Below are 19,392 nucleotides of genomic sequence, written 5' to 3'. Positions count from 1 at the left end.
GCCAGTGGTAGCGCGGTGATATCCGATGGATTGGCCTGTTTCAGGGCGGTGAAGGAGGCCAATTGTGAGCACCTGGGTGTTGTCACCGGGGGCAACCTTGACTTGCTGGATCATCCGGCATTCAACTGGGTAAACACGATGATAGGGAATGTGAAGAACTCGCTGCGGGGCAGTTGCCATACGCTCGGAGCGAAGCATTTACCGAGACATCTTGCTGAATACTGCTTCCGGTTTAATCATCGTTTTGACCTCAAAAGCATGTTGGTTGAATTGGGGCATGCAGTCGTGGCAAGCCCTCCGATGCCATATCGGCTCTTGAAGCTGGCTGAGGGTCATGGGTAATCAGGAATGGGAATGGACTCGGTCACCCTCTGACGCAGCGATGGTCGCGGGGTGACATGGGCATGGCCTTACTGGCCGCTGTTGCCGCCCTGATTGTCGTCGTAACGACCAGGTGCGCCGTGGGGGCGCGGCGCCATGGAGACGCGAGGCTTGCGAGCACGCTGGATATTGACCTGCGGCCGGCCGGAGTGCATGGCGATGGTGGAGATCTTGGCCTTGTAGACCAGCTGCTGGTTGCCATGGGCATCGGTCAGCAGCACGCTGTACTGGTCGAAACCGCTGATGGTCCCCTCCAGCTTGATGCCGCTCACCAAGAAGATGGCGACCTGACTGCGGTTTTTGCGCAACCAGTTGAGGGCAGAATCTTGCCCGTTCCCGAGGGAGAAGGCTTGCTCGATCGTGGAGTAGCTTGGGGATTCAGTTGTCATAAATTATTGTCCCGCGGAAAAAAAGTGGCGTTTGATTGTGCTAAATGGTCACTTGCTTGTCAAAGTCATTCTCACGCCCGGTCGGGGTGGTGCAATGAGAGGGCTGGTCGGCACGGGCCGCTGCTGTAATAATTGGCGGTTCTGGCCCCGTGGCGGGCCTCATGCTGGGGTTTCATCTTGCATCCGGTTTCACACCAACATCAACCCACCTATACCCATGACGCCACCGCGTGCGAAGAGTGCGACCTGCTGGTGCCGGCCACCACGCTGGCCGTGGGGGAGGCAAGCTGCTGCCCGCGCTGCGGCCATACCCTGAGCCGCCATCTGCCGGAGCAGGAGCGCAGGCCCATCGCCTACGGCTTTGCGGCCATAATCATGTTCGTGCTCTCCAACGCCTTTACCTTCATGTCCTTCTCCGCCAAGGGGGTGGGGCAGGAGATGACCTTCCTGCAGTGCATCACCACCCTGGTGGATCAGGGCTACCTGTTCCTCGGGGCCGTGCTGAGCCTGACCCTCATCGGCCTGCCACTGGTCTACATGGGCTCCATCATGCTGGTGCTGTGGCGCCTCGACAAGGATCTGCACAGCAATGCCCTGCGCTCTCTCGGCCGGTTGCTGTGCCGGATCAAGCCCTGGCTGATGGTGGATGTCTTCCTCATCGGGGTGCTCATCTCCCTGGTCAAACTGATGGGGATGGCCGACATCAAGATGGGCTTGTCGTTCTGGGCGTTCGTCGGCTACACCCTGCTGCTGATCAAGATGATCTCGTCGCTGGATAGGATGTGGCTGTGGCAGCGGCTGTTCGGACCGAGCGAACTGCATGGGGTGACGGTGGATGACGACGAGGCCAGTGCCAAGAGCGCCGGTCTGGTTGGCTGTCACATCTGCGGCGCCCTGAGCGAAGCCGGCGCCGACAGCTGCAAGCGTTGCGGCGAGCACCTGCACAGCCGCAAGCCGGGCGGGCTGAACCGGACCTGGGCCCTGCTCTTTACCTCCATCATCCTCTACGTGCCGGCCAACCTCTATCCCATCATGGATACCGTCTTCCTCGGGGATGACAGCCCCTCCACCATTCTGGGCGGGGTACTGGTGCTGTGGGCCATGGGCTCCTACCCCATCGCGGCGGTGATCTTCTTCGCCAGCGTGGTGGTGCCGCTGGTGAAGATCCTGGCGCTGTTGTGGCTCTGCTACATGGTGCAGCGCGGGCAGGGCACCTCGCCGCTCGGCAAGCTCAAGCTCTATCGCATGACTGAATTTGTGGGGCGCTGGTCGATGATCGACGTCTTCGTGGTGGCCATCCTGGCGGGCCTGATCCGGCTCGACAACCTGATGACCATCTATCCGGGCCCTGCGGCCGTCGCTTTTGCGGGTGTGGTGCTGGTGACCATGGTGGCAGCCATGAGTTTCGATTCCCGCCTGATCTGGGATTTACAACAAGGAGAACGCGAACGTGAGTGAGCGTAAGAAGAGGTGGAAACCTGGCTCGGACTTTCTGAGCTCGGCCGCCGCAATCTGGATGGTGCCGCTGCTGGCGCTGTTCATCGGGATCTGGATGCTGTTCCAGCACTGGTATTCGCAAGGTCCCAGCTTCACCCTGACGGTGGCGACAGCCGAAGGGATAGTGGCGGGCAAGACCATGATCCGCTCCCGCGAGGTGGAGGTGGGTCGCATCGAGGCGGTGGAGCTCAGCGATGACTACAGCCACGCGGTGCTGAAGGCTCGCCTGACCAATGCCGCCGCCGGCATGCTTAAGAAGGACAGCCAGTTCTGGGTGGTCAAGCCCAGGGTGGGCCGCGAAGGGGTGTCGGGTCTCGGCACCCTGCTCTCCGGCGCCTACATCGAGCTGGCCCCCGGCAAGAAGGGCAAGGCGCGCGACGAGTACGCCATGCTGGACAAGCCACCGCTGGCCTCGCAGGACGCCAAGGGGCTGCGATTATCGCTAAGCAGCCGGGATACCCGGGCGCTCGGGGTGGGTTCGCCCATCAACTACCAGGGCTTCACCATAGGCCAAGTGGAAGAGGCGAAGTTCCTGCCCGAGAAGAGCGAGATGCAGTACCAGATCTTCATCAATGCCCCCTATGACGTGCTGGTGAGCAGCAACTCCCGCTTCTGGATGACCCCGGGCTTCGAAGTTTCCATGAGCAGCGAGGGGATGAAGGTGAAGATGGATTCGCTGGAGAGTCTGCTGGACGGCGGCATCACCATGGGGCTGCCCCCTGGCTGGGCACCCGGCGAGCCGGTCAAGCAGATGGACGACTTCACCCTGTTCCAGGATCAGGCCAGCGTGCTGGCCGGTAGCCTGGATCAGTTCATCGACTACGTGTTCCTGTTCGAGGACAGCGTCGGCGGCCTGCACCCGGGCGCGGCGGTAGAGTATCGCGGCATTCGGGTCGGTACCGTCATCTCGGCGCCCTATCTCATCGACGAGAAAGGGGGGCAGATGTTCCAGAGCCGGCAGATTCCGGTGCTGGCGCGGATCGAGGTGCAGCGTCTCTCCCATCGCTATGCCAACGCGGAGAAGGAGCAGTGGCGCGCCCTGTTTGGCAAGCAGTTCAAGGAGGGGTTGCGGGCGACGCTCAAAACCTCCAGCCTGCTGACCGGGGGCAAGGTGGTGGATCTGAACTTCTACCCCGATGCGCCCAAGTTCCAGCCCACCAAGCTGGCGGGTTATCAGGTGTTCCCGACCGTGCAGGCCGGGCTCGACCAGATCGAACGCAAGGTGAACCAGATCCTCGACAAGTTCGTCGACATGGACACCGCCCAGACTCTGAACCAGGTCAACCACACCCTGGCGACCCTGGATCAAACCCTGAAGAACGTCAGTGCGCTGAGTGCCAACCTGAACAAGTTCACCGGTCAGAGCGCGACCCAGCAGTTGCCGGCGTCCCTCAACGACAGCCTGAAACAGCTGCAGAACACGCTGCAGGAGTATGATGCCAACTCCCAGACCAACCAGGATCTGCGGCAGTCGGTGCAGTCGCTCAACCAGCTGATGCGCGAGTTGCAGCCGTTGGTACATTCGCTCAACGAGCAGCCGAGCTCGTTGATTTTCGATCGGGCTCGTCCCCGTGATCCCGAGCCCAAGCGAGGTCAATGATGAAGAAACGGATGATGACGCTGGCCTTGCTGGGCCTGCTGGCGGGTTGCAGCGCGGCACCGGCGCAGCTGCACTACTACTCCCTCGACGCCGAGGCGCAGCAAGCTGCCGCTGTGGTGGCGCAGCCGCAGCATCAGCTGGTGCTCAAGCCTGTCTCTCTGTCCGGCCAGCTGGATCGGATGAGCCTGGTCTATCAGCTGGAGGGCAAAGAGCTGCACTTCGCCGAGTATCATCGCTGGGCGGGGTCGCTGGATGCCCAGCTCGATCAGCTGACCCTGAACGGCCTCTCCAGCCGCTTGCCGGGCTGGGTGGTACGGCAGGATGGAGCCCGCAAGGGGCCGGTGCTGACCATCTCGGTGGAGCGTTTTCAGGGCCGCCACGATGGTCGCGCCGTGCTGAGCGGCCGCTGGCGCCTGCTGACCGAAGAGGGCACGGTACTGCGTGACGTCCCCTTCCAGCAGGTGCGGGTGTTGCCGGCCGACGGCTACGGCACTCTGGTGAGTGAGCTGGGGGCTGGCTGGCAGCAGCTGCTCGACCAGATTGCGGCAGAGGTGCGCAAGAGCGCCTGACGCTGTACCGATGCAGCGACCCAAAATGAAACGGGAGGCCTTGGCCTCCCGTTTTTCATTCGTGGCCGTCAGCCACGCTTGAGGATCACTGCTGAACTTCCGAGATCCCTTCGACCTTGACCTCGACCCGGCGATCCGGGGCCAGGCAGACGATCAGCTCGCGCTTGGACTTGCTGGTGCAGCTGTCGCCGGTGACCGGATTGCCCTTGCCGCGCCCTTCCACGTTGACCTTGTCTGCCGGCAGACCCTTGCCGACCAGGTAGTCGGCGACGGTCCGGGCACGCTGCTCGGAGAGCTTCTGGTTGTAGGCATCGGAACCGATGCGGTCGGTGTAGCCGATCACGGTAGCGACGCCATCCTTGGGTCTGGCCTGCTCGATCTGGCTGTAGAGGTTATCCAGCGCCTGACCACCGGCCGGCTTGAGGGTGGCCTTGTTGAAGTCGAACAGCACGTCCGAGCTCAGGGTGAACTGCTTGTCGACCATCACGGGTTCGGGAGCCGGAGCCGGCATCGGCGCCGCTACCACGGGGGCGACCTGGCCGAAGCGATAGACCACGGCGACCGCCAGCAGGCCGTTGTCGAGTTCGGCCCCGGTCTTGTCGAGCGAGTTGTCGCCGAGCGGGGTGGTGTATTGGTACTCGAGGCGGGCGGCCCAGTCACGGTTGAAGGCGTACTCAGCCCCCAGCGCCCCGACAAAGGCGGCGCCGTTGTCATTGTCGAACTGCTTGCTGTCGGTCCAGGCGTAGGCACCACCGAGTCGGGTATAGAGATCCAGGCTGTCACTGACCGGCATGCCGATCTTCATGGTGAGCTGGGCCAGCTGGGCTTTTATCTCATCCCGGCCGATGTCGGTGGGGATCAGCTTGTCGGTTGCCGTGTATTTGTACTTGCCGAGCCAGTCGTAACCCAGTTCGAAGCCCAGGTTCTGGTTGACCTGATAGCCAAGGAAGGCGCCGGCACCGACATCGTTCTTGTCCTCTTCGCTGATGGCGTAGTTGTCCTTGATATCCTGGTTGTGATCGACGCCATAGAAGTTGGACCAACCCAGCTTGGCACCGCCATACCAGGTGTTGTCCTGTCCGGCTGCCTGGGCGTTGGCCGCAAGCAAGCCTGAAACCAGCAAGGTAATCAGTGTTTTATTCATGTTGAGCCTCTGCAATTTCATATTGTTGAGGGGAGGTTTAAAGGGTCGCCTCTCCTTATGGGTCGGGCTTATAGCACAGCCACAACAGAGTAAGGGTAGTCGCTTTCCCCGGGTTCTCAAGCAACTGATATAAAACATAATGTGATTTTCATCGCCGCAATTTGCCGCCGTGATTTGCGCTCTGCCGAGGGGGCGCAATAGTTAATCGAGGCGGGTCTGCAGCGAGGTGAGCATGAACATCAGGTGGATATGGCTGTGCTGGGCGTTATGGCTGGTGCCGGGCTGGGCGGCCGAGACCCTGCAGGTGGTGACCGAAGACTATGCCCCCTACAACTATCTGGAGGAGGCCGAGGTCAAGGGGCTGGGCACCGAGGTGGTGGAGGCCATGCTGGAAGAGGCCGGCTTCGAATACAGTCTGGACATCTATCCCTGGGCGCGGGCCATCTCGCTGGCGCGCAGCCGTCCCAACGTGCTCATCTACAGCATCAGCCGCTTCCCCGAGCGGGAGGCGCAGTTCCAGTGGATCGGGGCGATAGCGCGTATCGACTTCCATGTATTCGCCCTGGCCAAGCGGGACGACATCAAGCCGTTCAGTCAGCTGTCACAGGCGCGGGCCTGGTCCATCGGCACGGTGCGCAACGATGCGCTGGAGCAGTACCTGATCGGCCGCAAGTTCTCCAACCTGCAGCGCAACAACAACCACGAGGCCAACATGCTGAAACTGCTGATGGGGCGCATCGATCTCTGGCCGGTATCCCAGGAGACGGCCTACTACTATGCGCGCCAGGCGGGCTATGGGCCGTCCACCCTCAAGATAGTGCACGACATCGAGGATTTTACCGGGGGGGATCTCTACGTGGCGGCGAGTCTGAAGACGCCGCCCGAGGTGATCAAACGGTTGCAGGAGGCGCTGGCCACTATCAAGCAGAACGGCATCTACGACGGCATCGTGAAGCGCTACCGCTGAGCCGTGCTGGCCTGTGAGGGCTGCGCAACAAAAAAGGGCCGACATGTCGTCGGCCCTTTGTCATCAGTGGGCGAGGAACTCGTACTGAGCCTCGATGAAGGCACCGGCTCGCTCGCTCAGGGCGGCGTGCACGACGGTGGTGGGGTGCACCTGATCCCAGAACATCTTGCCTTCGCAGTCGAGGGTGCTGGCGCTGCGCCGCACCATGGGGCTGGCCACGGCCTGGGCCAGCAGCGGGTTGCCGGCGATGGCGAGGCGCTCCTGCGGGTTGAAGGCAGAGAGGCGGCTGTCGCTGGCGACACTAGTGGCACTGCGGGAGGCAAACGGCTTCCACACATAGCCACCGCCGTAGCAGGCGTTCTCGGTGTCGCTCAGGCCGAAGTTCTGCGGCTCGCGCAGCATCTCGGCGAACTGCTTGTCGATCTCGAACAGCTTGACGATGCCGGTGGGGGCCAGCTGGCGTGCCAGGTTCAGCAGCAACTGGTTGTGGTAGGCGGAGACATGGCTGGCCGCCTCGACCACCTTCTGGCTGCGGGCCGAGGGGTTCTGGCCCAGATCCGGCAGGTTGAACAGCAGAATCTGCTTGGCGCCGTTCAATACCATGCGGTTGGCCGCATCGCTGATGGCATCGCGCACCCGCTTGGCATCCTGCTCTGTGTTCCAGCCATAGGCCAGGTAGTCGTTGGCGCCGACCCAGAGGATCACCAGATCATCGGGCTTGAAGCTGTCCTTTTGCAGGAACTGGGTCACCTCGTAATCCAGGTTGTTGATGACCTGATACTTGGGATTCCCGGAGATCTTGTTGTAGGCCACCGCGGTGGCGCCCCCTTCCGCCTCGTTGGCGATGGTCAGCCCCGGGAACTGCCGGGTCAGCTGCTCCAGCCAGACCGGCCCGTTGGAGAAACGGCCCTGATAGTAAGGCGGGCTGGAGGGGAGATAACCGCGCATCTTGCTGTACATCTTGCCGGTGTCGGAGAGGCTGTCGCCAAACATCACGATCCGGGAGAAGGCGGGGCGACTGTCGGCTGCCTGAACTGTCAGCGCGAAGAGTCCCAATAAACACACAAACCATTTCTTCATCTTGTTGTTCTCATTGATTGGAAGCAGGTGGTGCCTGCAGGCTGTTCCTCGATAGGCAAAGGTGCTGGGAAGCTGTTTTGCCATCTTGCAGGGTATATAGCCGAATTTAATTTCGCAGTATGCGGTATGGATTAAATCGATTACGGTCACACCGCTGTCCCCCAGATGGGGAGGCTTCACGTTTGTTTCACGCCCCGGCCGGCAGACTGCTCCCGTACCCAATGACAGGAGCATTAAATGAACAAGGCAAGCGTAATCGGTCTGTTGACCCTGATGTCCATCTCTTCTTTCGCCATGGCGGCCTATACCGGCCCGCAGGAGCAGAACAAGGTGTCCGTCGCGCAGTTGAAGGATCTGGCCGATGACAGCTGGGCCACCCTGGAAGGGAAGCTGGTCAAGCACCTGGGCGGCGAGAACTATTTGTTCCGCGACGCCAGTGGCGAGGTGGAGGTGGAAGTGGATCAGGACGTGTGGCGCGGCACCGAAGTGGGCCCGGACGATCTGATCCGCATCCGTGGCGAGGTGGACCACAGCTGGAACAAGACCGAAGTGGAGGTGGAGAGCCTGGAGAAGGTGGGCGCAGCCCCGCAGAGCAAGGGCGGTTTCATCGCCAAATAAGGCCTGAATCCCTACGCCAGACGTAACAAGGGCGCCTCCATGAGGCGCCCTTTTGCATATCGTCTTCTGGCGTCAGCCGGTGCGGGCCTGCGTGCGCTTGAACCCCTTCTCGGCCTGATTGACCTTGTAGAGATAGCGTCTGGCTTCCGCCTTGGGGTGCTGCTCGGTCAGGATCTGGTAGACCGCCTCGGGGGAGAGCTGGTTGATCATGCCGGGCGCCGCCTTGCGGTCGCTGGAGAAGGTATTGAGCACCCCGCCGGCGCCGCCGTTGTAGGCGGAGATGACGGCGTAGCGACGCGAGCGCGGATCCTGGATATCCGCCAGATAGACGGTCTGCAGCAGGTGCAGGTAGGCGGTGCCCACGTCTATGTTGTAGGCCGGGTTGAACAGGTCCTCCCGGGTTGGCTGGCCACTCTTGCCCTTGACCCGCACGTAGACGTCCCGCCCGGCGGTGGCCGGGATCACCTGCATCAGGCCGTAGGCGTTGGCGTGGCTGACTGCATAGGGGTTGAAGCTGCTCTCGGTCTTGATCACCGCGTAGATCAGGCTCTCTGCCACCCCGTACTTGCGGGAGGCTTCCCGGATCAGGCTGGCGTACTTGTAGCCCCGTCGATCCTCGTGGTTGGCCACCATGGGGATGTCGACGAAGAAGATGGTGCGAATGCCGAGGGTGCGCTTCTTCATCGCCGTGTCGAGCAGGTAGTCGGCATAGCGCTCGGCGCGCCAGTCGAAGCGGATTGGCTGGCCCTGGTTGTCCAGCACCTGGCCGTAGAGGAAGGGCTCGCCGCCGGGCAGGATCTCGGCGTCGGAGTAGAGATCCACTTCCGCCGGATCGTCCGGGGTGAGCAGGGTTTCGATGATGGCGCGACGCAGATGGGAGCGCGGGTCGATGCCGGAGACGGTCTCGACCATGATGTGGCCGCTGGAGAAGTCGATGTGGGCCCGGCTCTTGTATTGATCCGTGTATTTGACGTAGTCAAACTTGCCCGCAAACAGCGCCTCACGCCCCCAAATCTCGTTCACATTGTGGGAGAGCGCGCTGATCATGTGTTCAAAGCCGCGGATGTCCTTGCCGTTGACGAGATCGTCATCCTCGTTGCCATTGGGCTTGGGGGAGGATGAGCAGGCAGAGAGAAACAGCAGGGTGCACAGCAGCCAGAAAATTCGGCCCATAGAGTCCTCAATCTGGGCGGCGGGCCGCCCGTCACTTCCGTCGTTGCCGTGAGCTGGCGGGGCCAGGCCTGCGCCGGCCCCGCTCACGGGTTATTTGCTGGGCGGGGTATAACCGTCGATGGCCACTTCACCCGCTTCGAACAGGTAGTTCACCATCTCTTTCTCCAGCAGCTGGCGATGCTCGAGGTTCATCATGTTCAACTTCTTCTCGTTGATCAGCATCACCTGCTTCTTCTGCCATTCAGTCCAGGCTTCCTTGCTGATGTTGTCAAAAATGCGCTTGCCGAGTTCACCGGGGTAGAGCTGGAAATCGAGACCCGGGCCCTCTTTTTTCAGGCGCTGGCAAAATACGGTACGGCTCATGTTGACCTCTATGGTTGTAAGTCCGGATAGGCGAGCAGACGGGCCGTGGCGGCCGCCAGCCCCACCTCTGCAGGATGGCGTAAGTTATACCAGAGTCGGTTATCCGCTTCCATGAGCAGGGGGGCCGGCGGCGCGTCGGTTTCGATCAGCATGGGCCGGATATCGAGGTGAAAGTGGCTGAAAGTATGGCGAAAACCGGTCAGTTCACGGGGTTCGCTGCCGGTCAGGCCGAGCCGCTGCAACAGCCCAGCCACCTCGGCGTCCGACTCCACCTGGGGGAAGCAGTAGAGCCCGCCCCAGATCCCTTGCGGTGGGCGCTTCTCCAGCAGCAGCTGATCGCCGTGGCGGATGAGCAGCATGATGCCGGTGCGGGCCGGGATGCTCTTCTTGGGCTTGCTGTTGGGGTAGGCAGTGGGGTTGCCCTGCGACAGCCCCTGGCAATCCTCCCGCACCGGGCAGCGCTCGCAAGCGGGCTTGCTACGGGTGCAGACGGTGGCCCCCATGTCCATCATGGCCTGGTTGTAGTGGGCCACCCCGAGCTTGGGGGTGAGGCGGGTGGCCAGCTCCCACAGATCGTTCTCCACCTGCTTCTGGCCGGGCCAGCCGGGCAGGGCCAGCCAGCGGGTGAGTACCCGCTTCACGTTGCCATCCAGAATGGCGTGGGGCTGGCCAAGGGAGAGGGAGAGCACGGCGCCCGCGGTGGAACGGCCGATCCCCGGCAGCGCCATCACCTCCTCCAGCCGCTCAGGGAAGAGGCCGCCATGGAGGTCGCGGATCTGCTGGGCCGCCTTGTGCAGGTTGCGGGCGCGGGCGTAATAGCCGAGCCCGGTCCAGTGGTGCAGCACCTCGTCGATGGGAGCATTGGCCAGTGCCAGCACGTCGGGAAAGCGGGCCATGAAGCGCTGATAGTAGGGAATGACCGTAGCGACCTGGGTCTGCTGCAGCATGATTTCCGAGACCCAGACCCGGTAGGGGGTCTTCTCCTGTTGCCAGGGCAGGGTCTTGCGACCGTGGAGGTGATACCAGTCCAGGATCCTGGTGGCGAAGGTCGCGTTATCTGAGTTGTTCACATTATGCTCATGTTATTGATTTAAAACTAAATTGATTAACGTGTAGCAGTCTTGGCGCTGATACCAGTGCAACGCCCGGTTGGCGAAGCTGGTGTTGCTCGGATTGCTCACTTTGTTCTCATGTCATTGATTAAAAAGGGGAGCTCTCAGGCTCCCTCTTGAAATGGCGGTGGCATGCGCGCGGTTCAGCCGCGCCAGTCCTGCAGCGCCTTGAGGCTGGCATTCTGCCCGCCCACCTGCAGGATGATGTAATCCTGGGCGATGGCGAGCAGGGTGACGCCGGGGGCGACCTCGCTCCCTTCCCGGTAGGTGCGCCCGTTCAACCTCACGGCCCGGTTGGCCGGGTTGGAGGAGAAGACGTGGGCGCCGTAGGCCAGCGGCGGTACCTGCTGGCGGAGCGCCTGCGGCAGGGCGCTGAGCGGCGTGGCCTGCAGTTCTTCCGGTACCTGTGGTGGCGCGCTCTGCTGCAACGGGGTGTTGTTGAGGGCATTGAGGATGCGCTCGGCCAGCCCCTGGCTGCTGTTGGCGGGCGCCGGTGCGGGCTGGGCATCGACCTTGGGGGTGACCACGGGTTCGGGCGGCGGCGGTGGCAGCGGCCGGGTGATCATCGGCTTGGGCTCGACCCGCACGAAGGGCGGGGTCACCACCTCCTTCACCTCCACCGTCTTCTCGATGGGGCGGTTGTTGAGCAGGTGCCAGCCGTAGTTGGCGGCGGCCCCCATCACCAGCGCCAGCAGCCACCAGATCCAGCGCCTGGGTTGTTCCTCTTCCTGGCTGACCGGCAGCCCCATCGCCGGAATGTGCGGGGTGAACTGGGGCTGATCGGCCCGCCGCAACGCCTTGAGCAGGGTGGACATCAGGAAGCCTCCTCCGACAGTGTGTTGATGGCATCATCCTCTGCCGGATCCAGCTTGGCCGGCTTGCTGGCCCGCTGGGCGTCATCCTCCAGCTTGGGCATGGGTTCGCCGGCCATCACGTTGAGGCGCAGCAGGGTGTTGCTGCCGGCTATGCCGTCCGGAGTCAGTCCCTGCTCGCGCTGGAACTGCTGCAGCTTGGTCTTGAGCTCGGCATCGAAGCGACGGACCTTGCGATCCGGCTGCTGCAGGGCCCGGCTGAGGGCGTTGTCGAGCCACTGCACCTGAGTGGGACCGGCGTTGTTGCCGATCAGGGTGACGCCACCCTTGGGCATGCGCCACAGCAGGGTGTAGCTGCCACCCCAGTAATCGTTCAGCCACTGCCGGTCCACCTGCCAGCTCTGGTTGCCGATGAGCAGGTTGGCCTTGTCGGGGCCGAGGCTGACCAAGGTGGCGTAATAGGTGCCGCCGGTCTCGTCGGTCAGGCTGACGAGGGCGGGATACTGCAGCGCCTGCAGATCGGCCAGGGAGGCCTCGCCCTCCTGGCAACGCAGGCCGGCGCGCGGTGCGTTGTCGCAGGTGGCCTCTTCCAGTTCGGTCTGGTAGCCCCATACCTTGTAGAGATTCTGCATGGCGCTGTCCGGCTCCAGCGCCTGATTGATGGCGCGGGTCAGCTGCTCCTGCTGCTCCGGGGTGTCGTCCACCTTGACCGGCACCTCCACCGTGACCACCGGGCGGGTCGGGAAGACGCCGAAGAACTGCCAGCCCCACCAGCCGGTGGCCACCAGCAAGGCGCCAACCAGCGCCACCATCAGGCCGGACTGCCAGGTGCCCTCGTCACGGATGCCGCTCACCTCGAAGGCTGCCAGGCTGATGTCGCCGTGCACTATCTTGTGGCTGCCGCGGGCGAAGGCGGCGATCAAGGCGCGGTCGCAGATGAGGTTGATGAGGCGCGGAATGCCGCCGGAGAGGCGGTGCAGGGTCTGGATCGCTTTGGGGGTGAAGATGGGCTGCACGCAGCCGGCCACCTGCAGACGAAAGCGGACATAGGCATCCACGTCCTGGCAGGAGAGCGGCAGCAGGTGGTAGCGGGCGGTGATGCGTTGGGCCAGCTGGCGCAGCAGGGGCTGGCGCAGCATCTGCTGCAGCTCGGGCTGGCCGATGAGCACCACCTGCAGCAGCTTCTTCTCGTCTGTCTCCAGGTTGGTGAGCAGGCGCAGCTGTTCCAGCACGCCGGGCAGCAGGTGCTGGGCTTCGTCCACCAGCACCACGCTGCGCTTGCCTGCCGCCAGATTGGCCAGCAGGTGATCGCGGATAAGGTCGAACAGCTGCTTGAGGCCGGCATCCTGGCCATAGCCCAGCTGGAACTCGTCGCAGATGGCCGCCAGCAGGTCCCGTTCGGTCAGGGATGGATTGAGGATGTAGGCGATCTCGGTCTCGGCCGGCAACTGCTGCAACAGGCAGCGGGAGACGGTGGTCTTGCCGGTGCCCACTTCCCCGGTCAGCAGCACGAAGCCGCCCCCATCCTGCAACCCGTAGTTGAGGTGGGCGAGGGCTTCCCCGTGCCGTTCACTCATGTAGAGGTATTTGGGATTGGGCGAGATGGAGAACGGGTGCTCCGACAGACCGAAGAACTGTGTGTACATAAGGATCCATTCCGTTGTTATGGGCGGCAGGTTAAAGCCTCCCCCAAGGGATGTCAAAGACCCGGATGCCATAAGGGGGGCCAGCGCGCACCCTGATCTCCCGGTGGGGAAATCAGGGCTGCGGCCATGGCGGCTGGCGGTGGGAAAAAGGGCCTGCGAGTATCGGCTGCGCCCCGCCAACCGGGCTCGCATGGCATCCATGTCGGGCCGGGAATAGTCTCCACCCGCCAAACCGGTATAATCGGGACAGGTTTATCAAGGGAGACAGAGCTTGCAGACTTATCTGGTTGGGGGCGCGGTGCGGGATCGCCTGCTGGGATTGCCGCAGGGAGACAGGGATCACCTGGTGGTCGGGGCGACCGTGGAACAGATGCTGGCGCTGGGTTTTACCCAGGTGGGCCGCGACTTTCCCGTGTTTCTGCACCCCAAGACTCAGCAGGAGTACGCACTGGCCCGCACCGAGCGCAAGCAGGGGCAGGGCTACACCGGCTTCGTCTGCCACGCCTCGCCGGAGGTGACGCTGGAGCAGGATCTGCTGCGCCGGGATCTCACCGTCAACGCCATCGCCGAAGATGACGCGGGCCAGCTGCACGATCCCTATGGCGGCATCGAGGATCTGAAGCAACGGGTGTTGCGTCACGTCTCCCCCGCCTTTGCCGAAGATCCGCTGCGCATTTTGCGGGTGGCCCGCTTCGCCGCCCGTTTCCACGCCCAGGGGTTCGTGGTGGCTCCCGAGACGCTGGCGCTGATGCGCGAGATGACCGAGGCTGGCGAGCTGGCCCACCTGACCCCGGAGCGGGTCTGGAAGGAGCTGGAGAAGGTGCTGCTGGGGCCGACCCCGCAGGTGTTCTTCGAGGTGTTGCGCGAGTGCGGCGCCCTGGCCGCCCTGTTCCCTGAGCTGGATGCCCTGTTCGGGGTGCCGGCCCCCGCCAAGTGGCACCCGGAGATCGATACCGGCATCCACACCATGATGGTACTGGCACAGGCCTGCCGCCTCTCCCCCGAGCTGGCGGTGCGCTTCGCGGCGCTGTGCCACGACTTTGGCAAGGGGCTGACCCCGCCGGAATTCTGGCCGAGCCACCACGGTCACGGCCAGAAGGGGCTGCCGCTCATCCGCGACTTCTGCGAGCGCTTCCGGGTACCGAACGAGTGTCGTGACCTGGCCCTGCTGGTGAGCGACCTGCACACCCATATCCACATCGCCTTCGAGCTCAAGCCCGCGACCCTGCTCAAGGTGTTCGACAAGGCCGATGCCTGGCGCAGGCCCGAGCGTTTCGCCCAGCTGCTGGACGCCTGCCGCGCCGACTTCCACGGCCGTACCGGCTTCGAGGAGCGGGTCTATGCCGAACCCGACTATGTGGCACAGGCGCTGGCGGCCGCCCAGGCGGTGCCGGTGAAGGAGATAGTGGCGGCCGGCTTCAAGGGGGAGGCCATCCGCGAGCAGCTGGCCAAGCGCCGGCTCGACGCCATCAGCCGGGTGCGCGACGAGTGGACCTTCATCGAGGATTGACGAGGTGTGGAGACGAGGCATGGACAAAAAAGCCCGGGTCACTGACCCGGGCTTTTTCATGGTCGCGCCGGTATGGCGGGTGGCCGCCTAGTCACCGGGACCGAAGCGCTCATGCACCGGGTCGTAGAAGTAGGCCTGGTAGTTGAAGTCGATCCCCTTGATGTAGGGGTTTTCCAGCCGGAACAGCCGGCGGGTATTGAGGTGGGCGAAGCTGAGGGAAGGCTTGAACGCCTTCAGCCAGAGCGCCTGCAGGGAGCCGTCGCGCCAGGCGGCCTTGAGCCCCTGCTGCACCCGTTCGATGGCCTGCCGGTTGCCGTTGTGGGTGAAGAAGACCCTGGGCAGGGGGTAGTAGAAGGCCAGGCTCTCATCCATCATCAGCCCTACCACCTCCTTGTGGTTCAGCATCTCCTGAGGCAACTCGTTGATCCCGCGACAGAAAAGATCGAAACGGCCGCGCGCCACCATCTTGAACAGCTGCTCGTAGCCCTCCACCTCCAGTACCTTGAAGCCGGCCTGGCGCAGGATCTCTACGTCTAGCCAGCCCTTGCCCTGGCCGATGTCGAAGCGCTTCAGCTCATCCAGGCTGGTGGCCTTGGCAACCTCGTCCTTGCGAGTGGGGCTGACGAAGCAGATGCGGTAGCTGACGATGCCGATATGGATGGGAAAGCGCACGTAGTCGATGCCGCTCATGTCCCGGTCGGCGCGGTAGCTGTCCATGGCGAACAGGTTGGGGTAGTCGTTGAAGCGCAGGCTGACCCACATCCTGGCCAGGGTCATGGGGGGGGCGGCCTGCATCCGGTAGTCGCCATGGCTGGCGCGGGTCTTCTCCAGCGCCAGGCGCAGGACCTCGCGATCATAGGTGCTTCTGGGGTCGTGCTCGCTCTCCGGACTCATGTAGGTGAACAGGGTCGGGCCGGCCAGCACGGGCATGGCCGTCAGCAGGGCGAGCAGCGGGGTCCAGTGCATCATGCACTCCTGTGAAAAGCAGAGACTCTTCTGAGTGTAGTGACTCTCCCGGCCGTGAGCGGGCAGAGCCAGGATCAGGGTTTGCCGGTGGAAGGTTCACCCGGCCCGAAACGCTGGGTGAGGGGATCGTAAAGATAGGGGTGGTAATCGAAGTCGAGCCCCTGCAGCAGAGGGTTGTCCAGTCGGAACAGCAGCCGCTGGTCGAGCCTGGCAAACGCCAGCGCAGGCTGGTAAGCCTTGAGCCAGAGCGCCTGCAGTGAACCATCCTGCCAGGCCAGTTGCAGGCCGGCCCGGATCCGGCGCAGGGCATGCTGGTTCTCCTTGTGGCTGTAGAAGAGGTGGACGAAGGGGTAGTAGAGGGCCAGATGCTGGTCGACCAGCAGCGACCCCAGATCCTTGTGGGTATCCAGCTCGCTCAGCAGTTCGTTGGCTCCCCGACAGAAGAGGTCAACCCGGCCACGCACCACCAGCTTGAACAGCCGCTCGTAGCCCTCGACTTCCTGCACCTTGAAACCGGCGGCACGCAGTATGTCGGCGTCCTGCCAGCCCTTGCCCTGGCCATGGATGAACTGCTGCAGATCGCTGAGGGTGCGCACCCGGGCCACGGCCTGCTGCTGCTTGGGGCTGACGAAGCAGATGCGATAGCCGAGGATGCCGAGATCCACCGGGAAGCGGACATAGTCGAGATGGTGGCTCCCCTCCGGGCGCGGGAAGCTGTCGATGGCCAGCAGGTTGGGGTAGAGGTTGTATTGCAGTACCTGGCGCAGCCGGGTCCGGCTCATGGGGGGGGCCGGGCGCAGTTCGTAGTCGCCGAAGCTGTCACGGGTCTTCTCCAGGGCCAACTGCAGCAGCTGCTGACCGTAGAGGGAACGCAAATCCCGGTCACTCTCCGGGCTGATATAGGTCACTATGTCCACGGCCGGCAGCTGGGGGGAAAAGAGCAGACTGCCGACCAGCAGCCCCAGGATCATCGTTCTGTGGTTCATCATACCGCTCACTACTGTCACATTGAGTTGAGTGTAGCGTCTGGGGGCGCCGGGACGGGCTCTCCGGCGCCGGAACCAGCGGCCTTTCGCTGTCGCGCCATCCTTACCAGAACAGCTGGCCGAGCAGGGGGGCGAGCAGTACTGTCGCCATGCCGGCGATCATCATCACCATGCTGGAGACCACCCCCTCCTCGTTGCCCATCTGATAGGCCTTGGCGGTGCCGGCGCCATGGGCTGAGGCGCCAAAGCCCGCCCCCTTGCCGAGCCGGCTGCGAATGGCCAGCACGGTGAGCACGCTCTCCCCCACCGCCATGCCGATGACCCCGGTCAGCACCACGAACAGTGCGGTGAGATCGCTCTGACCGCCGATGGCGCGGGTCGCCTCCACCGCGAAGGGGGTGGTGATGGAGCGCATCGCCAGACTGCGCTGCAGCATGTCGGAGAGATCCAGCCAGCGGGCCAGCAGCACGGTACTGCCCACCGCCATGATGACCGAGGCGACCACCCCCACCGACAGCGACAGCCAGTGGCGGCGAATGAGCCGGCGGTTCTCGTAGACCGGCACCGCGAAGGCGACGGTGGCCGGCCCCAGCAGCCACAGCAGCCAGTGGGATTCAGCCATGTAGTCCTGATAGGGGATGTGGAACAGCATGACGACCGTCACCAGCAGGGTCGGCGCCAGCAGCAGTGGCATCAGCGGCAGGATGCGCTTCTTGCCGTAGAGCCATTTGCTGGCGTAGTAGAACAGCAGGGTCAGGGCGAAGCAGAGCAGACCGAGCAGGGTATCAGACATGGCGACGACTCCGGCGGGCCAGTTTCAGCTCGAGGCGGTAGACCCTGTCCACCACCAGCGCCGTGGTGCCGAGCACCAGGGTTGTGCTCACCAGCAGCACCACCATGATGCGCCACCCCTCCTGCAACAGCAGCTCCTGATAGTTGACCACCGCCACCACGGCGGGGACGAAGAACAGCAGCATCTCCGCCAGCAGCCAGCGGGCGCCGGCTTCAAACCACTGGGCCTTGACCACCCCGAGCAGGATGCAGGCCAGCAGCAACAGCATGCCGGTGAGGTTGGCGGGCAGCGGCAGGTGGAGGGTGCGCACCGCGGTATCGGCCAGCAGCCAGATGGCCGCCAGCAACAGGATCTGGAAGGGGGTTTGTAACCAGCGAAGGGAGAGGGCTTTCATGATATGGGTCTTTCTGTGAACTTGCTCACAGTATAGAGATGGGTTAAACCTGCAAAAAATGAATTTAAATTATCAAAATCATGCCCAAGAGGCATGATTTGGTTTTATCGTCTGTCAGGAGATCGCCATGGACATCCGCGCCCTGCGTTACTTTGTCGAACTGGTGCGGGAACAGAGCTTCACCCGCGCCTCCGAGAAGCTGTTCGTCACCCAGCCCACCATCAGCAAGATGATCCGCAACATGGAGGAGGAGCTGGGCCAGCCCCTGCTAAGCCGCGCGGGACGCCGCTTCACCCTGACCGACAGCGGCCGGGTGCTGTTCAACCGGGCCCAGACCATTCTGGCCGAAATGCAGCAGCTGGAGGCGGAACTCGCCGATCTGCAGAGCCTGCAATTCGGCCGGTTGGCCCTCGGCATTCCGCCCATGGTGGGTCACGTCTATGCGGACCTGATCCGCGCCTATCGCAGCCGCTATCCCAAGGTGGAGCTCTCCATCGTCGAGTATGGTGGCCGGCGCATCGAGCAGGCGGTGCTGGAAGGGGAGCTGGATCTCGCCATCACCATGCTGCCGACCAGGGAGGAGGGGGCTTTGAGCGTCCTGGAGCTGGACCAGTACCCGATTCAGGTGGTGCTGCCCGATCTGCCGCGTTGGCGGGATGATGGCGAGATCCGGCTGGAGGCGCTGCGGGACGAACCCTTCCTGCTCTACACCCAGGCCTTCACCCTGAGCGAGCGGCTGGAGCAGGCGTGCCGGGCGGCTGGTTTCGAGCCTCAGGTGGCGGCGCGCAGCAGCCAGTGGGACTTTCTCACCGCCATGGTGCGCAGCGGCATGGGGGTCGCCTTTTTGCCCGAGCCCATTTGCCGCCGGCTGACGCCGGACGGCCTGGTGCTGAGGCCGCTGGTGCCCGAGCTGAGCTGGCGGCTCGGGGTGATCTGGCCGAGCGAGCGCTATCTCTCCCGCACCGCCGAGGCCTGGCTGGCGCTCTGCCGCGCGCAGGGCTGAGCCTCATCAGGGTTTGCCGAAGCGATCCGTCACCGGGTTATAGAAGTAGTGCTGGTAATCGAAGTTGATGCCCTTGAGGAAAGGGTTCTCCAGCTTCAGCATGCGCCTCTGCTTGAGCCCGGCGAAGGCGATGGCAGGGCCGAAACTGTGGCGCCACAAGGTTTGCAGCGAACCATCCTGCCAGGCTTGCTGCAGACCCGTCTCCACCCGCCTCATGGCATCGCCGTTGGCGGCGTTGGTATAGAAGACCCTGGGCAGCGGATAATAGAGCAGCAGGGTGTTGTCAAACTTCAACCCCTTGATCTCCTTGTGGGTCAGCAGTTCGTTGCGCAGCTCGCTCGCGCCGCGGCACAGAAGATCGAAGCGGCCGCGCGCCACCATCTTGAACA

At 63.3% G+C, this 19,392-nt stretch carries 20 protein-coding genes and 1 pseudogene; 8 read left to right on the top strand and 13 right to left on the bottom strand.

All coding sequences use genetic code 11. The features are described from left to right. Positions 1 to 342, top strand: a 342-nt coding sequence (locus tag CAK78_RS15270; protein WP_141214109.1) for a transposase, incomplete at its 5' end; no start/stop codon positions are given. A gap of 68 nt (positions 343 to 410) precedes the next feature. Here CAK78_RS15270 and hfq read toward each other — a convergent pair. After that, positions 411 to 770: an RNA chaperone Hfq gene (gene hfq, locus CAK78_RS15265; RefSeq protein ID WP_094697827.1), complete on the bottom strand. Its 360-nt coding sequence runs from the start codon at positions 768 to 770 to the stop codon at positions 411 to 413. Positions 771 to 947: 177 nt separating this feature from the next. Here hfq and CAK78_RS15260 point away from each other — a divergent pair, with 177 nt between their 5' ends. From CAK78_RS15260 to CAK78_RS15250, 3 genes are read left to right on the top strand one after another with little or no spacing between them, the layout of a single operon-like run. Beyond that, entirely contained in the window at positions 948 to 2,228 is a 1,281-nt protein-coding gene (locus CAK78_RS15260; protein WP_094697830.1) for a paraquat-inducible protein A, read from the top strand. Then, positions 2,221 to 3,867, top strand: coding sequence for an intermembrane transport protein PqiB (gene pqiB, locus CAK78_RS15255; RefSeq protein ID WP_094697826.1), 1,647 nt, complete (start codon positions 2,221 to 2,223; stop codon positions 3,865 to 3,867). Before CAK78_RS15260 ends, pqiB begins: the two co-directional genes overlap by 8 nt. Continuing rightward, positions 3,867 to 4,436, top strand: a complete 570-nt coding sequence (locus tag CAK78_RS15250; RefSeq protein ID WP_094697829.1) for a PqiC family protein — start codon at positions 3,867 to 3,869, stop codon at positions 4,434 to 4,436. Before pqiB ends, CAK78_RS15250 begins: the two co-directional genes overlap by 1 nt. Before the next feature lie 85 nt (positions 4,437 to 4,521). Here the strand turns inward: CAK78_RS15250 and ompA are convergent, their stop codons facing one another. After that, a complete protein-coding gene (gene ompA / locus CAK78_RS15245; RefSeq protein WP_005305437.1) occupies positions 4,522 to 5,580 on the bottom strand; it encodes a porin OmpA in 1,059 nt (352 codons plus the stop codon). A 232-nt stretch (positions 5,581 to 5,812) separates the two neighbouring features. Between ompA and CAK78_RS15240 the strand changes: the two genes are divergently transcribed. Continuing rightward, positions 5,813 to 6,547, top strand: a complete 735-nt coding sequence (locus CAK78_RS15240) for a substrate-binding periplasmic protein (protein WP_094697825.1) — start codon at positions 5,813 to 5,815, stop codon at positions 6,545 to 6,547. Positions 6,548 to 6,610: 63 nt separating this feature from the next. On the opposite strand, the gene CAK78_RS15235 is transcribed toward CAK78_RS15240, so the two are convergent. Then, on the bottom strand, positions 6,611 to 7,627 hold the full coding sequence (locus tag CAK78_RS15235) for an SGNH/GDSL hydrolase family protein (protein WP_176452811.1): 1,017 nt from the start codon (positions 7,625 to 7,627) through the stop codon (positions 6,611 to 6,613). Between the two features lie 237 nt (positions 7,628 to 7,864). Here CAK78_RS15235 and CAK78_RS15230 point away from each other — a divergent pair, with 237 nt between their 5' ends. Continuing rightward, positions 7,865 to 8,245 carry a YgiW/YdeI family stress tolerance OB fold protein gene (locus tag CAK78_RS15230; protein WP_024944710.1) on the top strand — a complete coding sequence of 127 codons (381 nt, stop codon included), beginning with the start codon at positions 7,865 to 7,867 and terminating at the stop codon, positions 8,243 to 8,245. 72 nt (positions 8,246 to 8,317) lie between these two features. Here the strand turns inward: CAK78_RS15230 and mltC are convergent, their stop codons facing one another. From mltC to exeA, 5 genes are all read right to left on the bottom strand, one after another. Continuing rightward, positions 8,318 to 9,418, bottom strand: a complete 1,101-nt coding sequence (mltC, locus tag CAK78_RS15225; RefSeq protein WP_094697823.1) for a membrane-bound lytic murein transglycosylase MltC — start codon at positions 9,416 to 9,418, stop codon at positions 8,318 to 8,320. 90 nt (positions 9,419 to 9,508) lie between these two features. Beyond that, a complete protein-coding gene (locus CAK78_RS15220) occupies positions 9,509 to 9,781 on the bottom strand; it encodes an oxidative damage protection protein (protein WP_005305420.1) in 273 nt (90 codons plus the stop codon). Positions 9,782 to 9,789: 8 nt separating this feature from the next. After that, the gene (gene mutY, locus CAK78_RS15215) at positions 9,790 to 10,851 is read right to left on the bottom strand and encodes an A/G-specific adenine glycosylase (RefSeq protein ID WP_094697822.1); all 1,062 of its coding nucleotides are present in this window, start codon (positions 10,849 to 10,851) and stop codon (positions 9,790 to 9,792) included. Between the two features lie 185 nt (positions 10,852 to 11,036). Further along, complete coding sequence (gene exeB / locus CAK78_RS15210; protein ID WP_094697821.1) at positions 11,037 to 11,708, bottom strand: GspB family T2SS assembly factor variant ExeB; 672 nt, start codon at positions 11,706 to 11,708, stop codon at positions 11,037 to 11,039. After that, positions 11,708 to 13,351 carry a type II secretion system protein ExeA gene (exeA, locus tag CAK78_RS15205; RefSeq protein ID WP_176452810.1) on the bottom strand — a complete coding sequence of 548 codons (1,644 nt, stop codon included), beginning with the start codon at positions 13,349 to 13,351 and terminating at the stop codon, positions 11,708 to 11,710. Before exeA ends, exeB begins: the two co-directional genes overlap by 1 nt. A gap of 271 nt (positions 13,352 to 13,622) precedes the next feature. On the opposite strand from exeA, the gene CAK78_RS15200 reads away from it, so the two are divergent. After that, a complete protein-coding gene (locus CAK78_RS15200) occupies positions 13,623 to 14,861 on the top strand; it encodes a multifunctional CCA addition/repair protein (protein WP_094697820.1) in 1,239 nt (412 codons plus the stop codon). An 87-nt stretch (positions 14,862 to 14,948) separates the two neighbouring features. Here CAK78_RS15200 and CAK78_RS15195 read toward each other — a convergent pair whose 3' ends face one another. From CAK78_RS15195 to CAK78_RS15180, 4 genes are all read right to left on the bottom strand, one after another. Beyond that, positions 14,949 to 15,827 (bottom strand): ABC transporter substrate-binding protein, encoded by an 879-nt coding sequence (locus CAK78_RS15195; protein ID WP_094697819.1) that lies wholly within the window; start codon positions 15,825 to 15,827, stop codon positions 14,949 to 14,951. A gap of 74 nt (positions 15,828 to 15,901) precedes the next feature. Continuing rightward, entirely contained in the window at positions 15,902 to 16,816 is a 915-nt protein-coding gene (locus tag CAK78_RS15190) for a hypothetical protein (protein ID WP_094697818.1), read from the bottom strand. 100 nt (positions 16,817 to 16,916) lie between these two features. Beyond that, positions 16,917 to 17,606 (bottom strand): LrgB family protein, encoded by a 690-nt coding sequence (locus CAK78_RS15185; protein ID WP_094697817.1) that lies wholly within the window; start codon positions 17,604 to 17,606, stop codon positions 16,917 to 16,919. Beyond that, positions 17,599 to 18,000 carry a CidA/LrgA family protein gene (locus CAK78_RS15180; protein WP_005305385.1) on the bottom strand — a complete coding sequence of 134 codons (402 nt, stop codon included), beginning with the start codon at positions 17,998 to 18,000 and terminating at the stop codon, positions 17,599 to 17,601. Before CAK78_RS15180 ends, CAK78_RS15185 begins: the two co-directional genes overlap by 8 nt. 127 nt (positions 18,001 to 18,127) lie before the next feature. Between CAK78_RS15180 and CAK78_RS15175 the strand changes: the two genes are divergently transcribed. Then, on the top strand, positions 18,128 to 19,003 hold the full coding sequence (locus CAK78_RS15175) for a LysR family transcriptional regulator (protein ID WP_094697816.1): 876 nt from the start codon (positions 18,128 to 18,130) through the stop codon (positions 19,001 to 19,003). A gap of 6 nt (positions 19,004 to 19,009) precedes the next feature. Here CAK78_RS15175 and CAK78_RS15170 read toward each other — a convergent pair. Then, positions 19,010 to 19,392: pseudogene (locus CAK78_RS15170) on the bottom strand (hypothetical protein); the annotation flags it as partial.

Origin of the sequence: Aeromonas sp. A35_P, from assembly GCF_002259925.1 — a bacterium.
GTDB lineage: Bacteria > Pseudomonadota > Gammaproteobacteria > Enterobacterales > Aeromonadaceae > Aeromonas > Aeromonas dhakensis.
Note: the sequence above shows the minus strand (reverse complement) of the source record. Positions and strands in the feature narration are given on the sequence as shown.

What these genes read in the sequence shown, in the direction of transcription:
- CAK78_RS15180 (WP_005305385.1), bottom strand. Translation starts at nt 18,000, where the DNA reads ATGAAAGCCCTCTCCCTTCGCTGGTTACAAACCCCCTTCCAGATCCTG.
- CAK78_RS15175 (WP_094697816.1), top strand. Translation starts at nt 18,128, where the DNA reads ATGGACATCCGCGCCCTGCGTTACTTTGTCGAACTGGTGCGGGAACAG.
- hfq (WP_094697827.1), bottom strand. Translation starts at nt 770, where the DNA reads ATGACAACTGAATCCCCAAGCTACTCCACGATCGAGCAAGCCTTCTCC.
- CAK78_RS15195 (WP_094697819.1), bottom strand. Translation starts at nt 15,827, where the DNA reads ATGCACTGGACCCCGCTGCTCGCCCTGCTGACGGCCATGCCCGTGCTG.
- CAK78_RS15235 (WP_176452811.1), bottom strand. Translation starts at nt 7,627, where the DNA reads ATGAAGAAATGGTTTGTGTGTTTATTGGGACTCTTCGCGCTGACAGTT.
- mltC (WP_094697823.1), bottom strand. Translation starts at nt 9,418, where the DNA reads ATGGGCCGAATTTTCTGGCTGCTGTGCACCCTGCTGTTTCTCTCTGCC.
- CAK78_RS15185 (WP_094697817.1), bottom strand. Translation starts at nt 17,606, where the DNA reads ATGTCTGATACCCTGCTCGGTCTGCTCTGCTTCGCCCTGACCCTGCTG.
- CAK78_RS15240 (WP_094697825.1), top strand. Translation starts at nt 5,813, where the DNA reads ATGAACATCAGGTGGATATGGCTGTGCTGGGCGTTATGGCTGGTGCCG.
- CAK78_RS15190 (WP_094697818.1), bottom strand. Translation starts at nt 16,816, where the DNA reads ATGATGAACCACAGAACGATGATCCTGGGGCTGCTGGTCGGCAGTCTG.
- exeA (WP_176452810.1), bottom strand. Translation starts at nt 13,351, where the DNA reads ATGTACACACAGTTCTTCGGTCTGTCGGAGCACCCGTTCTCCATCTCG.
- exeB (WP_094697821.1), bottom strand. Translation starts at nt 11,708, where the DNA reads ATGTCCACCCTGCTCAAGGCGTTGCGGCGGGCCGATCAGCCCCAGTTC.
- CAK78_RS15220 (WP_005305420.1), bottom strand. Translation starts at nt 9,781, where the DNA reads ATGAGCCGTACCGTATTTTGCCAGCGCCTGAAAAAAGAGGGCCCGGGT.
- CAK78_RS15250 (WP_094697829.1), top strand. Translation starts at nt 3,867, where the DNA reads ATGAAGAAACGGATGATGACGCTGGCCTTGCTGGGCCTGCTGGCGGGT.
- CAK78_RS15230 (WP_024944710.1), top strand. Translation starts at nt 7,865, where the DNA reads ATGAACAAGGCAAGCGTAATCGGTCTGTTGACCCTGATGTCCATCTCT.
- ompA (WP_005305437.1), bottom strand. Translation starts at nt 5,580, where the DNA reads ATGAATAAAACACTGATTACCTTGCTGGTTTCAGGCTTGCTTGCGGCC.